Origin of the sequence: Ruminiclostridium papyrosolvens C7, assembly GCF_000421965.1 — a bacterium.
GTDB classification, from domain to species: Bacteria; Bacillota; Clostridia; order Acetivibrionales; family DSM-1351; genus Ruminiclostridium; species Ruminiclostridium papyrosolvens_A.
The window spans coordinates 39,259-53,085 of the sequence record NZ_ATAY01000094.1 but is presented as its reverse complement, the minus strand read 5'-3'; the positions used below and the strand labels follow the sequence as shown (position 1 = coordinate 53,085).

16 protein-coding genes and 1 pseudogene are annotated in these 13,827 nt (G+C 39.1%); 15 read left to right on the top strand and 2 right to left on the bottom strand.

Features of this window, described 5'->3' with window-relative positions; all coding sequences use genetic code 11:
• The first annotated feature begins 34 nt into the window (after positions 1 to 34).
• Together L323_RS38725 and L323_RS40645 are read left to right on the top strand one after the other, a co-directional pair.
• The gene (locus tag L323_RS38725; RefSeq protein ID WP_020817061.1) at positions 35 to 421 is read left to right on the top strand and encodes a hypothetical protein; all 387 of its coding nucleotides are present in this window, start codon (positions 35 to 37) and stop codon (positions 419 to 421) included.
• 11 nt (positions 422 to 432) lie between these two features.
• Positions 433 to 609, top strand: a complete 177-nt coding sequence (locus L323_RS40645; RefSeq protein WP_020817060.1) for a hypothetical protein — start codon at positions 433 to 435, stop codon at positions 607 to 609.
• A 106-nt stretch (positions 610 to 715) separates the two neighbouring features.
• Here L323_RS40645 and L323_RS38720 read toward each other — a convergent pair whose 3' ends face one another.
• Positions 716 to 1,276, bottom strand: a complete 561-nt coding sequence (locus L323_RS38720; protein ID WP_020817059.1) for a hypothetical protein — start codon at positions 1,274 to 1,276, stop codon at positions 716 to 718.
• A gap of 243 nt (positions 1,277 to 1,519) precedes the next feature.
• Between L323_RS38720 and L323_RS38715 the strand changes: the two genes are divergently transcribed.
• The 13 genes from L323_RS38715 to L323_RS38660 all read left to right on the top strand — a co-directional run bounded on the left by L323_RS38715 (position 1,520) and on the right by L323_RS38660 (position 12,966).
• The gene (locus L323_RS38715; protein ID WP_431602540.1) at positions 1,520 to 3,838 is read left to right on the top strand and encodes a phage tail protein; all 2,319 of its coding nucleotides are present in this window, start codon (positions 1,520 to 1,522) and stop codon (positions 3,836 to 3,838) included.
• A gap of 10 nt (positions 3,839 to 3,848) precedes the next feature.
• Entirely contained in the window at positions 3,849 to 4,700 is an 852-nt protein-coding gene (locus L323_RS38710) for a phage tail family protein (protein ID WP_020817057.1), read from the top strand.
• 100 nt (positions 4,701 to 4,800) lie between these two features.
• Complete coding sequence (locus L323_RS38705; protein ID WP_020817056.1) at positions 4,801 to 5,205, top strand: hypothetical protein; 405 nt, start codon at positions 4,801 to 4,803, stop codon at positions 5,203 to 5,205.
• Positions 5,206 to 5,328: 123 nt separating this feature from the next.
• On the top strand, positions 5,329 to 6,057 hold the full coding sequence (locus L323_RS38700) for a hypothetical protein (protein ID WP_020817055.1): 729 nt from the start codon (positions 5,329 to 5,331) through the stop codon (positions 6,055 to 6,057).
• Between the two features lies 1 nt (position 6,058).
• Positions 6,059 to 6,502 (top strand): hypothetical protein, encoded by a 444-nt coding sequence (locus tag L323_RS38695; RefSeq protein ID WP_020817054.1) that lies wholly within the window; start codon positions 6,059 to 6,061, stop codon positions 6,500 to 6,502.
• 92 nt (positions 6,503 to 6,594) lie between these two features.
• A complete protein-coding gene (locus L323_RS42035; protein WP_347499090.1) occupies positions 6,595 to 7,314 on the top strand; it encodes a glycine-rich domain-containing protein in 720 nt (239 codons plus the stop codon).
• A gap of 63 nt (positions 7,315 to 7,377) precedes the next feature.
• The gene (locus L323_RS38685) at positions 7,378 to 7,629 is read left to right on the top strand and encodes a hypothetical protein (protein WP_020817052.1); all 252 of its coding nucleotides are present in this window, start codon (positions 7,378 to 7,380) and stop codon (positions 7,627 to 7,629) included.
• Positions 7,630 to 7,634: 5 nt separating this feature from the next.
• Positions 7,635 to 7,757 carry an XkdX family protein gene (locus L323_RS40970; protein ID WP_020817051.1) on the top strand — a complete coding sequence of 41 codons (123 nt, stop codon included), beginning with the start codon at positions 7,635 to 7,637 and terminating at the stop codon, positions 7,755 to 7,757.
• Positions 7,758 to 7,780: 23 nt separating this feature from the next.
• Positions 7,781 to 8,878 carry a siphovirus ReqiPepy6 Gp37-like family protein gene (locus tag L323_RS38680; protein ID WP_020817050.1) on the top strand — a complete coding sequence of 366 codons (1,098 nt, stop codon included), beginning with the start codon at positions 7,781 to 7,783 and terminating at the stop codon, positions 8,876 to 8,878.
• A gap of 44 nt (positions 8,879 to 8,922) precedes the next feature.
• Positions 8,923 to 9,330: a phage holin family protein gene (locus L323_RS38675; RefSeq protein WP_020817049.1), complete on the top strand. Its 408-nt coding sequence runs from the start codon at positions 8,923 to 8,925 to the stop codon at positions 9,328 to 9,330.
• Positions 9,323 to 10,030, top strand: coding sequence for an N-acetylmuramoyl-L-alanine amidase family protein (locus L323_RS38670; protein WP_020817048.1), 708 nt, complete (start codon positions 9,323 to 9,325; stop codon positions 10,028 to 10,030). Before L323_RS38675 ends, L323_RS38670 begins: the two co-directional genes overlap by 8 nt.
• Positions 10,031 to 10,403: 373 nt before the next feature.
• Positions 10,404 to 11,606: a recombinase family protein gene (locus L323_RS38665; RefSeq protein ID WP_020817047.1), complete on the top strand. Its 1,203-nt coding sequence runs from the start codon at positions 10,404 to 10,406 to the stop codon at positions 11,604 to 11,606.
• Entirely contained in the window at positions 11,554 to 12,966 is a 1,413-nt protein-coding gene (locus tag L323_RS38660; protein WP_020817046.1) for a recombinase family protein, read from the top strand. The genes L323_RS38665 and L323_RS38660 overlap by 53 nt, the downstream gene beginning before the upstream one ends.
• Positions 12,967 to 13,069: 103 nt before the next feature.
• On the opposite strand, the pseudogene L323_RS42030 reads toward L323_RS38660, so the two are convergent.
• A pseudogene (locus tag L323_RS42030) lies at positions 13,070 to 13,750 on the bottom strand (Tn3 family transposase); the annotation flags it as partial.
• Positions 13,751 to 13,827: the final 77 nt, after the last annotated feature.

Sequence of the window (13,827 nt, the reverse complement as noted above, 5' to 3'; positions counted from 1 at the left end):
ATGTATATATGTATTTTTAATGGAGGAAGTTAAAATGGAGGATGAACGCAGCAGCCTAATAGAAATAAGCGGTATGGAGTATCAACTTATTCTGACTACCAAGGCAACAAAGGAAATAGCCAAGAGGTATGGAGGACTTGAAAACTTAGGCGAGAAACTTATGAAATCAGAAAGCTTTGAAATGGCATTGGATGAAATAGTCTGGCTTATTACACTATTGGCAAATCAAGGTGTGCTTATACACAATTTACAGAACAAAAATGACAGAAGAGAGCTTCTGACTGAGGAAGAAGTAGAACTTTTGACCTCACCTATTGAGCTTACAGCATATAAAGAAGTGATTATGGAAGCAATGTACAGGGGAACCAAAAGGTACATCGAATCGGAGGAGAGCAGCACAAAAAACATGTCAGTCGGGTAAGCGATGAAGAATTGTTTGCCCGGCTTATTTATTATGGAGTAACACAGCTAAGAAGAAATGAAGCCGAGGTCTGGCTGATGCCCATTGGAGGACTTCTGGACCAATGGGAAATTCACAAGCAGTTTAATGGTTTGGCTAAACCGAAAAGAGAGCTGTTTATTGATGATGTAATTCCTTTTGGTGTTTAGCAATCTATATCAAGATTTTTACAAATGTGATATATTGTTTTGTATACTTGGTAGGCTAATGCCCATTTATAGGCGTCTTTTGTGTAACGAATTACATATTAAAAAATCAATCTTTATGATATTTGTTTGAGATATCTGTTGGGATATCTTTTTTATTTACTTTTACTATGTTTACAAAAACATGAAGTATATCATCAATATTCTGTACACATATATCATTTATTGTTCCATTTTCATGTTTAATATATTTCGGTATAAATTCTTTATCTTCTACAGTAAATGTTTTTATATCAGTACCGTAGGAATACGGGGCTTGCGCTGGGAAGAAAGGACTAAATATAAGACTTTCTTTTGAATAATCTACGGATACTAAATAACGAGCCCCTGGTACATATTTATCCATAAAATCATGCCAGTCAGCATCTGTCTCTATTATCCATGGATCACGTGGATAATTACTGATTTTGTCATTCCCTACTAAAGTAACAAAACCTCTAAAAAAGTATTCAAATTTTACGTTAGATGAACTTGACAAAGATACAGTAGCAGTGCTTTTTGAGACCTCTTTGCTATTCAAACTTTTTTTATTATCTTCTCCTTGATAAGTACATGAAACCGATATTACTGTGAGTATAATTGCAACAACCAATGAAATAGCTTTTTTCATTTAATCAGCTCCTTTATGCAAAAACATAGTATTTACATATTATACCATTAAATAAAAACAGAAAGAGTATCAAATTGGTAACAATTTCGATTAGTTAACAGTACAGTATAAGTTTGAAGTGTAAAAGTAATTTTGCAATCGTTTTATAATGTACATTATCTTAATAGGTTTTAAATTTTTACAGGCACTCTCTTTAACAGAGTGTCTTTTCTTATGCCCAAAATCCAGGAAGGAGGTGGTATACTGGCAGACAATTTTGGCTTGAAAATAGGCATTGAAGGTGAAAAGGAGTTCAAGGATGCACTAAAGGATATAAATCAGAGCTTTAAGGTCTTGGGCTCTGAGATGAACCTTGTTTCCTCACAATTTGATAGGCAGGATAAATCAATTGATGCATTAACTGCAAGAAATCAAGTGCTTAACAAGGAGATAGATACTCAGAAGGAAAAGGTAGCTACCCTTGAAAAAGCATTGCTGAATGCAGCCACCTCCTTTGGCGAGAATGATAAGCGAACTCGAGCATGGCAGATTCAGCTTAACAATGCAAATGCAGACCTTAACAATATGGTAAAGGAGCTGGAGGATAATAATAAGGCTCTGAATACTACAGGTAGCGGCTTTGATGAAGCGGAGAACAAGGTCAGTGAGTTTGACAGGGAAGTTAAGAAGACAGCGGATACGGCAGATAACGCGGGAAACCGCTTTGAAAAGCTAGGCGGTGTTTTAAAGGGAATCGGTGTGGCAATGGGTGCAGCACTTGTAGGAATAGGTGCCGCTGCTTCCGGTGCAGGAAAGGCATTGATTGAAATGTCGGTTAATGCCTCCTCATATGCAGATGATATTTTAACAATGTCCACAGTTACAGGCATGTCCACTGAGAGCCTTCAGGCATATAAATACGCTGCGGAGTTGGTGGATGTGTCTTTGGATACTCTTACAGGTTCAATGGCAAAGCAGGTAAAGTCCATGTCAAATGCCAGAGACGGATCGGCTAAGTTTGCTGAGGCATATAATAAGCTAGGCATTTCCGTAACAGACAGCAATGGACAGTTAAGAGATAGCGGCACAGTCTATTGGGAAGCTATTGATACTTTGGGGAAAATCTCAAATGAAACAGAACGGGATGCTCTTGCCATGCAGATATTCGGAAAATCCGCACAGGATTTAAATCCGCTTATTGCTCAGGGCTCTGATGGAATCGCGGCATTGACGGAAGAGGCCAGGCAAATGGGTGTTGTTATGAGTGATGACTCTTTGTCTGCACTCGGAAAGTTTGATGATAGTGTTCAGAGACTAAAAGGTGGAGCCGAAGGGGCTAAAAATGTACTGGGGATGGTATTACTGCCCCAGCTTCAAATACTGGCTGATGATGGAGTTACCTTACTTGGTAACTTTGCAAGAGGATTAAATAAAGCCGGAGGTGATTGGAGCAAGATATCAGCCGTTATCGGTGAAACAGTTGGGGGCATTGCAAGCACAATAATGGAGAACCTGCCTAAATTAATCCAACTGGGACTTGATATAGTAACCTCAATTGGAGGTGCAATATTAAATAATCTTCCGGCAATAATCAATGCGGCCGTTTCAATTGTAATGACCCTCCTTAAGGGCCTGATAGATGCATTGCCAGCCATAACAGATGGAGCACTTAAGCTTGTTGTAGCACTGCTGGATGGCATAATAGAAAATCTGCCTGCCTTGGTTGAAGGTGCAATACAAATGGTAATAACTCTTGCAAATGGAATCGGAGAAGCACTGCCCAAGCTGATACCTTCTGTTGTGGATGCAGTTCTTTTAATAGTAGGAACCATTTTACAAAACATGGACAAGATTCTGGATGCAGCCTTTAAAATCATTGATGGTCTTGCAAAGGGTTTAATTGATTCACTTCCAGCACTTATAAAGGCACTTCCTAAAATAATATCGTCGATTATCAACTTTATAACCCAAAATCTCCCCAAGATAATTGAAGTGGGTTCGAACTTCACATACGAACTTTCCATGGGGCTTATTAAGGCAGTACCTTTATTGGTTGCACAGCTTCCACAGATAGTGACTGCGATTTTGGTGGGTATTGGACAAGCCGTTGTGTCAATTGTTGAGATTGGTAAAAACATAGTAAAGGGACTGTGGGAAGGTATTACCGGGATGGCAGGTTGGATTGAGGGTAAGATCAGCGGTTTTGTTGGAGGAATTGTAGGTAATGTTAAGGGGTTGCTGGGTATACATTCGCCTTCTACGGTTTTTGCTGATATCGGCGCAAATATGAGTAAGGGCCTGGGGGTAGGCTTTATAAGAACAATGGCTGATATAGAACGAGACATGAAAAAGGCAATACCTACTGATTTTAATATAAGCAAATCCGATATATTGGCTTCCATTAGCGGAACAAATACTGGTTTAAATGAAAATGTGTTTGTTCCGGTCGGGAGTAATAATATGTCGTCTTATGGTAATGAAATCATCCAGAACATTACAATAAACAGTCCTACTCCGCTGACTCCCTCGGAAATAGCAAGGCAAATCAAAAATACATCGAGACAGATGGCCCTTGAATGGTAGGAGGTGTGCCTTGCAGAAGCTGATAATAACAAATCAAAGAGGAGACAGTATTACTCTTTGTAATAAGGCCCCATTCTTCCTTGAAACTTTGGATGGCGCATCTGAGGTCCAGGTGACCATTGAAAGTCAGAAGTCACCCGGGCAGGACGGTTCCGGATATATCGGTAATACCTTGGAGGAAAGGGAGTTGATAATAGAAGGTACCATATTAACCAGAAGAAACCCTAACGAATTATTAAATGCCAGACGAAAAATGCAGGAGGTACTAAATCCGAAACTTGGTGAAGTCACAATTACATATATCAACAGGAGTATTGTAAAGGAGATAAAGGGAATAGCTCAATCTACTCCTGTCTTTCCAGGAAAGCAGGGTAGTAAGGGTGTCGGGTATCAGAAGTTTTTAATTACTTTATTATGCCATCAACCCTTTTGGCTTGATACATTTTATGAAGGCAAAGAGCTTTCATATATAGTTGGGGGCTTAAAGTTTAAGACCACTTTTCCCACTGCCTTCTCTAGCAGAGGGTTTCAGAGAAGGGCGATCAACTCCGGTGATGTTTCTGCCCCGGTCAATATTGAAATAAAGGGTCCGGCTGTGAATCCAATGGTGACCAATGAAACTACAGGAGAATATATAAGGATTAATCGTGAGCTGGAGGAAAATGATGTACTTAGTATTTCTACAGCCTTCGGAGAAAAGCATGTTTTAATCAACGGAAATAATGCCTTTCACTACATTGATTTAAACAGCACCTTTTGGCAGCTCGTTCCCGGGGAGAACATAGTAAGCTATAACAGCAACAATGACAGTATCAACACCAAGGTACAGATAAAGTGGAAGAACAGATATATTGGGATATAAAAGCCTATATCCAGAAAAAAGAAAGTTAACATAAACAGGTTAAGCCACATATTTTATAATATGGTATTAACTATTTTGTAGATATGTGGGGGTTTTAAAAATGTTAAGTTTTTATCCGGAAAGAGAGATGATACCTCATCCAATTATAATGGAGGCTAGACAAATTGCACCAAACCAGATTTTAATGACATATGATCAGCGAACTGATTTAGCATCAGCAACAAATGTTTCAAATTATTGGATTAGAAGTAATATGGGTCCTGTTGGTATAGCAAGCGTAGGAATGAAAGAAGCTCTAACAGCAGATAATGCAATACGCCCTAATATGGCAAGAATAACACCTGCTGACAATTCGAGGATGAGATACATCATGACATTTAGGGTTAATGCAATGGCTGGTATCATGTATACAGTGCTCCCTTGTTTTGTTAATTTAGAAGGGATGACTGGTTATAGAGGAGAAAACTGGAGCCCATTTAGCAGAAATATGTTTATTGGAAGGTAATTAAGATGTTGAACTTTTCGCACTGCATATCTCATAAAGATATGCAGTTTTTGTATTAAATAAAATACCAAAGTACAAAAAGTGGAAAAACAGTTATATTGGCTTATGACAGGAGGTTGACAGGTGGCAGAAAGCTATAAATTTTTTGATAGTATTGATGGAACCGATGAAAGGTATTACACTGCCGATGAATTTGCGGAATATTTCAGGCAGTTTATAAGAAACGGTATTTTCAACGGCGGGGAAACCCTCAAGGTTGGAACAGACAAAGTAAATATGAAAGTATACATAAAACCCGGATACGCATGGCTTGAAGGATATTTGTATAAGCTTGACACAGAGAATTTATATCTTGAGCATGATATGGCGGACCCCGCCTTGGACAGAATTGACAGAGTAATTATACGCCTTGATAAAACTCTGGAAAACAGGTATATAAAGGCCTTTATCCTAAAGGGTAATCCCTCCTTGGAACCAACTCCAATGGAATTAACGAGAAACGATAACATTTATGAAATATCTCTGGCTCAGGTAAGAATTGTTGCAGGAAAGAGCTATATCGAGGATTATCAAATCACCGATGAAAGGCTGGACAATACTGTTTGCGGGCTTGTTACACATTTGTTTGACCAGGTTAATACAACAGAAATATATAACAGGTTTGAAGCATGGATGAACAGCAAAACCTCAGAGCCAGATGGAGATTTCTATAGAGAATGGAAAGGCTGGTTTGAACAAATAAAGGACACAAGTAATCTTGTAACCAAAACAGAATTTGAGGCACATTTGTGGGATATGCCCAATGTAGCAGCAATTTTAAACGCATATAAAAATATAGGAGGTGCATTATAATATGCCAGCAAATACAATACCAATTTATCCTGCAAGTCCTAATACATCAGGTGTATATATACAAACTGCTGATACAAATATAAAAGCTCCTCTAACAAATGGGATGGTTTTAGCTACTGGCGGTACTAATGGTACAAGAGTGGATGCTATTAAGATAAGGGCCCTTGGAAGTAATGTTGCTTCAGTATTGAGAATTTATTGGAATGATGGACAAGGCACAGCAGAGGTGAATTTTATACTAATTCATGAGGTAGCATTAGCAGCTTCAACAGCTCAGACAGCTGCTATCACAGGAGTGGACACGGTACTATTACCAATCAACTATGCCAACGATGGTAATGGAGTATTACCCCCTGCTTTAAAAAGTAGAGAAAAAATATATGTATCCTTAGGTACGACAGTTGCTTCGGGTTATTCCGTAACCTTTATGGGAGGCGATTATTAATGGGTAGAAGCTTTGGTGAAAGTTTCGTAAGACCAAAAAGTGATAAGTGACAAGGCACCCCAGTAAAAGTTGAATATACAGGTTCATGTAAGATCGTATCGGAAGGCCCTACCAAAGGTTATATTGAATGTTATACCTCTGGTAAATTAACTTTCATAGATAGATTACCTAAGAAAGTAGATGTCTTTCTTGTAGGTGGAGGAGGTGGTGGTGGCGGCTATACAAAAACATATTATAACGTAGATCCACCAGGAACAAATACTATTTATGTTGGTTCAGGAGGCTCAGCAGGAGTCAATGGAGGTAATAGTACTTATCCTAATTTAACTTCGGCTGCTGGTGGTTATGGAGCTACCTCTAGCAATGGAGGTAATGGAGGAAGTGCTGGTGGAGGAGGAATGTATTGTACCAGTAGCTATTTCTCTTGTGGTGGTGTTGCAGGTTCCAATGGGGGTAATGGAACTCCAGCCTCCTATTCTAGTGGCGGTAGCTCTGGTGCAGGATCTAATGGTACTGGACAAGGGACACCAACAACGGATTTTTGGGGTAGAGTCCATGCGGGTGGTGGTGCTGGAGGTGCTGGTGGGACTGGCTCCACAGGTAGTAATTCCGGTGATCCTGGAGCTTCATCCTTTATCGAAGGATCGGGTATTGCTGGCACTAACGGTTCAGGCACCGTAGGTTCACCTGGTGGTCCAGGTGGTGGCGGCTATGGTGGAGGAGGAGGTGGTGGTGGCTGTGCCAGTTCCAGAGGTACTGGAGGTACTGGTGGTTCTGGCTTAGTAATTGTACGATGGGGATACCCAACATAATTTAAAGGAGGTTTTACTATAAAAGTTTTAAGATGTGTTGTTCTAGCACAAAACGGAACTACGGTGGAAAATATAATAATAGCAGATCAGAGCTTTGCGTATGCTAACGGTGCAATCATCTGTGGTACCATTCCGGTCGCTATAGGTGATTCCTACAAGGACGGGTACTTTTATAGAAACGGAGTTAAACTGGAGGCCCAACAAACAGAAGTAGAAAAGTTACAAAGTATAGTTGAAAGTTTGATAATCGATAATCTAAATATGCAAGCACAGATTGATGATTTAATTACATCAAGTTTAAAGGGGGAGGCATAAAAGTCATGTTTGAGAGATTAAGTTATTTATATATAGCTAATAGACTTACATCAGAACAATTAGATATTGCAGTATCAAAAACATGGATTACAGAAAAGCAAAAGGATGAAATTACAGGAAAAGGATAAAAATTAAATAAGCAGGTGGGAAAATGAAACCGATACGGATATTAACACCGTCACTTGAGCCATTGGGGGAGATAGACAGCTATCTTTCCCTTTCTTTTTGTAGGCGATACCATTCCTATGGAGAATTTGAGCTTGTACTTAACAGGAAGACAGGAGGTGCAAGCGATATTGGAATTAATACATTAATCATACTAGGGCAGGACGTAAATAAAGCAGGCATCATTCGGCACAAGGAAATCAAGACAAATGAGCGTGGAGAAGAAATATTGACCTGCAAGGGCTGTACTCTCGGGGGAATATTGCAGCAGAGAATCACTATCCCACCGGACGGACAGGCATATGATATCCGGGAAGGCTCAGCAGAAGCAGTAATGAAAAGCTATGTACAAAGAAATTGCATTGATATACAAGAAATGGCCTTTCCAAACCTGATAATAGCTCCAAGCCTGAACAGAGGGCAGTCTATAAAATGGCAGAGTAGGTATGAAAATCTGGCTGAGGAGCTAGAACAAATAAGCCAATTCTCAGGTCTTGGATGGCAAATACGTTTGGATTTTAATTCAAAGAAGTGGGTCTTTGACACATATGAGGGCAGGGACTGCTCAGTAAACCAGCAGAATAACCCTCCGGTAATCTTTTCTCCGGAGTATGAAAATGTTAAATCTCAGGAGTTCGTGGACAGTATCCTAGGGTTTGCAAATTATGCAGTAGTTGCAGGCCGGGGAGATGGAGAAGGCAGGGAAATCGTTATGCAAGGTACAACTGACACAGGTATAGACAGGTACGTAACCTTTGTTGATGCAAGGGATGTGGAAAACAAAGCGGATTTAACAGAAAGGGGAAATGTAAGGCTATCTGAGCTAAAGAGACTATATTCATTTCAGGCCGAGGTTCTTGTAAAGGGACCCTTTGAATATCAGAAGGATTGGGAGGTTGGTGATGTAGTAACAGTACAGAACAAAGAATGGAGTGTGGTAATGGACAGCAGGATTACTGAGGTAACAGAAATATATGAAGCCGGGGGCTTCCAGCTTAAAGCCGTTTTTGGAAACAGCCTTCCCACATTAAGCCGGAAGCTGAAATCGGCATTTAAGGATGTAAAGACGGTAGTAACAAGCTAATAAACATTTAAATACAAAATCAAATCAAATTTATGGGAGGTAACATGAAGGAGACCATACAAACCATACAGGCACTCTTTACAGCGGCAGGGGTATTTGTCGGTTGGTTCCTGGGAGGCTTAGACGGGTTTATGTATGCATTACTTGCATTTGTAGTAATCGATTATCTGACTGGGATAATGGTTGCAATACTGGAAAAGAAGCTATCCAGTGAAATAGGGTTCAGAGGGATATTCAAAAAAATATTGATTTTCATTCTGGTTGGAGTCGGGAACATAATAGATGTATACATAATCGGTAACGGTAGTGCAGTTCGCACAGCCGTTATTTTTTTCTATATATCAAATGAAGGCATCAGTATTTTTGAGAACATAGGAAAAATAGGTCTGCCGATACCTGAGAAATTGAAAAAGGCCTTGGAACAAATAAATTCGGAGGACAAAAATGAGTAAAACAATATATTTAAGTCCGTCAACACAGGAAAAGAATATAGGGGTCAGCAATTACGGCACTGAGGAAAAGAGAATGAATCAGGTGGCAGATGTAACAGAAAGAGTACTGAAACAGCACGGACTTGTTGTATATAGAAACAAACCAGAAATGACACTGGCTCAGGTGGTTGCAGACAGCAACAGCAAAAAACCGGACATTCACTTTGCCATACATTCAAATGCAGGCTCGGGCAACAGAAGAGGTTGCGAGGTATACTGCCATAAATTCGGGGGCAATGGAGAGAAGCTTGCAAGAGCAGTATATTCAGAAATAGAACCTAACACACCATCTAGGGACAGGGGAGTAAAAGAGGGCTGCAATCATTACGGAAAAGGCAAGCCCCTATATGAGTTGGCATACACCGCAGCACCTGCTGCACTAATTGAAATAGCCTACCATGACAACAAGGACGATGCAGTATGGATTATCAATAATATAGAAGTAATCGGAACAGTTATAGCAAAAGGTATTCTGAAGTATTTCGATATACCATTTCAAAAAGAAAATTCAAGCTTGGAAAACGATATCAATATACTCAACAAACTTGGTATAATCAGCTCACCAGATTACTGGAGAGAAAATGCGGTAAAAGGAAAAACAGTTAATGGTGAATATGTAGCCACACTCATAAAGAAGGCAGCAGATATGTTATCAAAATAAAACTGACCTAACCTTATATACAAACAAATATCAATATAGATTAATAGAACAGGATGTAAAAAACGGTAGAAGGCTTCATAAGAGTGCTTGAATCACTTGCTAAATACGGCTTTCAGAGCTAATATGTGTATGAAAATTAAATAAGATCGCCATGTCTTTTGAGTGCTACCAACACCCGAAAGCCAATGCAGGTATCCAATCTACCTAACACCGACAGCATAAAGCTGCCACAGCGACCTTGTGACTATTATATCCTGTCCTATATATTTTTACAATAACACACACAGGCGCAGTGTAGGGTTTTAATCAATCCTGCAATGCGTCTTTTTTGATTTCCTTTTTATCAATATACAAAAATGAAAAGGAGTAATAAATGCGGGTAAAAATATTAGAACCTACGCTGAAAAATATCAGCAGAAAAAATCGGGTCTGTGCGTATGCAAGGGTGTCTACGGATAATTACGAGCAGGGCGAGTCGTTAGAAAACCAGATTACATATCACGGAAATCTTATAGCTGCAAATCCCGAATATGAATTAGTAGGTGTTTTCGCAGACAAGGGCATCAGCGGAACCACAGAGAACAGACCGCAATTTCAGAAAATGCTGGGGTTATGCAGGGAAAGAAAAATAGACCTGATAATTACAAAATCAATATCAAGATTTGCAAGAAACACGACAATAGTATTGAGGATAGTCAGAGAACTAAAAGAATTAGGCATTGAGGTTATATTTGAAAAAGAGAATATATCAACATTATCAAAGGACGGAGAGTTTATGCTTTCTGTCCTTTCTTCATTTGCAGAGGAAGAAAGCAGGAGCATAAGTGAAAATACAAAATGGAGAGTCAGAAAGAAGTTTGAGACAGGACAACTGATTATTAATACAAACAGGTTCTTAGGCTATGACAAGAATGAATACGGTGAATTGGTGATAAATCCTGCCGAGGCTAAAATCGTAGAACGGATTTATTCAGAATATTTGTCGGGCAAGGGTACATTCACAATTGCAAAGCAACTTGCTGTAGATAATATACCTACAGTGGCAGGGGGGAAATGGTGCGAGAGTACAATCCTTGGAATACTTAAAAACGAAAAATATATGGGGAATGTACTCCTTCAAAAATATTATATCCCTAACCATCTAAAGAAAAGCACTGTGCTCAACAAAGGTGAACTGAATAGCTATTATATAGAAGAAAATCATTCACCTATTATACCAAAAGAAGTATGGAATAAGGCACAAATAGAGATAGTAAAAAGAGCCAGAGAAAAGGGGAACTACCAAGGCAATATGAAATACCAGAACCGTTACCCCTTGACTGGAATGCTTTACTGCAGTAAATGCGGAGCAGTATTAAGGCGTAGAACCTGGAACAGTAAAGCAGACTGCAGAAAAATAGTATGGCAGTGCAGTAACTATATAAGAAACGGCAAGACAGCATGTTCAGGAACAATATTAGACGATGGGTCTGCAAGCAGGCTTAATATACATGAACCCACAATTGTAAAGGAGACAATAAAAAATGGCAAGAAGCATTACAGTTATTCCGGCAAGAGCAAACAGACCACAGCTTGATGAGAACATAGAAACGCACAAAAAGAGAGTGGCAGCATATTGCAGGGTTTCAACAGACCAAGCGGAGCAGCTCTCAAGCTACGAAGCACAGGTAAACTACTATACTTCATATATAACCAACCACCCTGATTACGAAATGGCAGGGATATATGCCGATGAAGGGATATCGGGAACAAACACCAAAAAGCGCGAACAGTTCAATAAAATGATTGAAGACTGCAAGGCAGGAAAAATAGATATGATAATAACTAAATCAATCAGCCGCTTTGCAAGAAACACAATGGATACGTTGAATTATGTAAGAATACTTAAAGAGCTGGGGATTAACGTCAAATTTGAAAAAGAAAATATTGAAACCCTTGAAAGTAAGGGCGAATTTTTGATCTCAGTTCTGGCGAGTCTTGCGCAGGAGGAAAATTTTTCCATTAGTAGAAATGCTACATGGGGCATCAGAAGGCGCTTTGAGCAGGGTAAGGTCATAGTCAACCATACAAAATTCATGGGCTATGACAAGGATGAAAGCGGTAACCTTGTTATAAATGAAAAGCAGGCGAAAGTTGTAAGAAGAATATTTTCTGAGTACCTTAACGGGAAAGGCACTAATAGAATAGCATATGAGTTAGAAAAGGAGGGCATCCCAAACTGGAACGGTAAGGCAAAGTGGTATGAAAGCAGCATCAAAAAGATGTTGAACAACGAAAAGTATAAGGGAGAAGCTTTGCTTCAAAAAACCTACACAGTGGATTTTCTTTCAAAAAAGCGAGTAGAGAATAAAGGGGAAGTGGCACAGTATTATGTTGAGGAGAGCCACCCACCAATTATAGATAAAGACACGTGGGCAGCAGTACAGCTTGAAAGGGAGAGAAGAAAAGCCTTTATGGAGAAGTACAATATTCAAAAGATGGACTATATTACGAACGCTAACCCATTTGTAGGCAGAATTATCTGCGGCTGCTGCGGTGGAGTCTATGGAAGGAAGGTATGGAACTCTAATGATGAAAGATTAAAAAGGATCATTTGGCAGTGTAATAATAAGTATGCAACTAAAGGAAAAAAGGGCTGTAACAACAGGCATATTAATGACGAGGTTCTTTATATGGCATTTGTAAGTACTTTCAATTCAGTACTGGAAAACAGGGAGCATTTTATGAGCAAGTGGAATGAACAGATTAACGGTGAGGATATTCTTAAAAGAGTCACCACCAAAAGATTTGTTGACATTTTTAAAGATGCTGAGACATTACAACAGTTTGACACTGAGTTGTATTTTAAGATGGTGGAGAAGGTACTGGCTTTTGGGGATTCCAGGTTGATTGTCGGGTTGCTAGATGGAACGGAAATCGAGTGCGGAATTGAATAATATGTCCTTAAAATATCCACTTAGTTATAGGGGTAGAGCCAACTAAGTCGGAAAATCGCACGCTAAGCTTCCATACCCCTTAAATTCTACTCAAATTTGTACGCTAAGGAATATTCAAATTGCTTGGTTCATTGAATGACTGTAGATTGTTCAATGATGTGATATTTTTCATGTTAAAGGTATATTCGCCTAAGGAATTTATATATTCCCGGTCCAAAGGAGATATATAATTAAGCAGATCTCCCTTAAGGGTATTTTTTTCTTTCAAATATTCTATAGCTTTCTCAAGATACACAGTGTTCCATACGCTTATAGCATTGATGATTATGTTCAAGGCACTTGCTCTTTGCAGTTGGTCTTTCAATGCTTTTTCATGCAGTTCTCCACGTTTACCAAAAAATATAGCTCTTACCAATGCATTTGTTGCTTTACCTTTGTTAAGTCCTTTCTGAATCCTACGGCGTAAGGCTTCATTGGAAATGTAAATCGAGGATTGAATATTGTCTTATCGATTTTACCCATTTCTTTCAGGGCTGCAGCAGTTTGTTTTATCTTGCATATGAACCAATCTTACTCGTTATAAGTGAACGGGACACTTTACCTTCCCGGATGGAATGGAAAAGTCTCAGTACATCATCAAAGTTTTCCTGAATAAGCCTTGTATTTATCTTTGCTTTTAAAAGCTTTTCTATTTTCGGAAATTCTGAAGGTCTGTTAAAAGTGAATAAACCCTGAGCCTAGGAGCAAACCTAAATACAAGCAAATGGCATAATCCAAATACCTGTTGCTGTACCCGGTAGTACCAAAACCATATACTACTAAATAAAGAAGGTTTTAATTATTGCCTTGGTTGTTGACACG

Coding starts and splice junctions, on each gene's coding strand:
- L323_RS38725 (WP_020817061.1), top strand. CDS start 35: ATGGAGGATGAACGCAGCAGCCTAATAGAAATAAGCGGTATGGAGTAT.
- L323_RS38675 (WP_020817049.1), top strand. CDS start 8,923: ATGAAGGAGACCATACAAACCATACAGGCACTCTTTACAGCGGCAGGG.
- L323_RS38695 (WP_020817054.1), top strand. CDS start 6,059: ATGCCAGCAAATACAATACCAATTTATCCTGCAAGTCCTAATACATCA.
- L323_RS38670 (WP_020817048.1), top strand. CDS start 9,323: ATGAGTAAAACAATATATTTAAGTCCGTCAACACAGGAAAAGAATATA.
- L323_RS40970 (WP_020817051.1), top strand. CDS start 7,635: ATGTTTGAGAGATTAAGTTATTTATATATAGCTAATAGACTTACATCA.
- L323_RS38705 (WP_020817056.1), top strand. CDS start 4,801: ATGTTAAGTTTTTATCCGGAAAGAGAGATGATACCTCATCCAATTATA.
- L323_RS38680 (WP_020817050.1), top strand. CDS start 7,781: ATGAAACCGATACGGATATTAACACCGTCACTTGAGCCATTGGGGGAG.
- L323_RS38665 (WP_020817047.1), top strand. CDS start 10,404: ATGCGGGTAAAAATATTAGAACCTACGCTGAAAAATATCAGCAGAAAA.
- L323_RS38660 (WP_020817046.1), top strand. CDS start 11,554: ATGGCAAGAAGCATTACAGTTATTCCGGCAAGAGCAAACAGACCACAG.
- L323_RS38720 (WP_020817059.1), bottom strand. CDS start 1,276: ATGAAAAAAGCTATTTCATTGGTTGTTGCAATTATACTCACAGTAATA.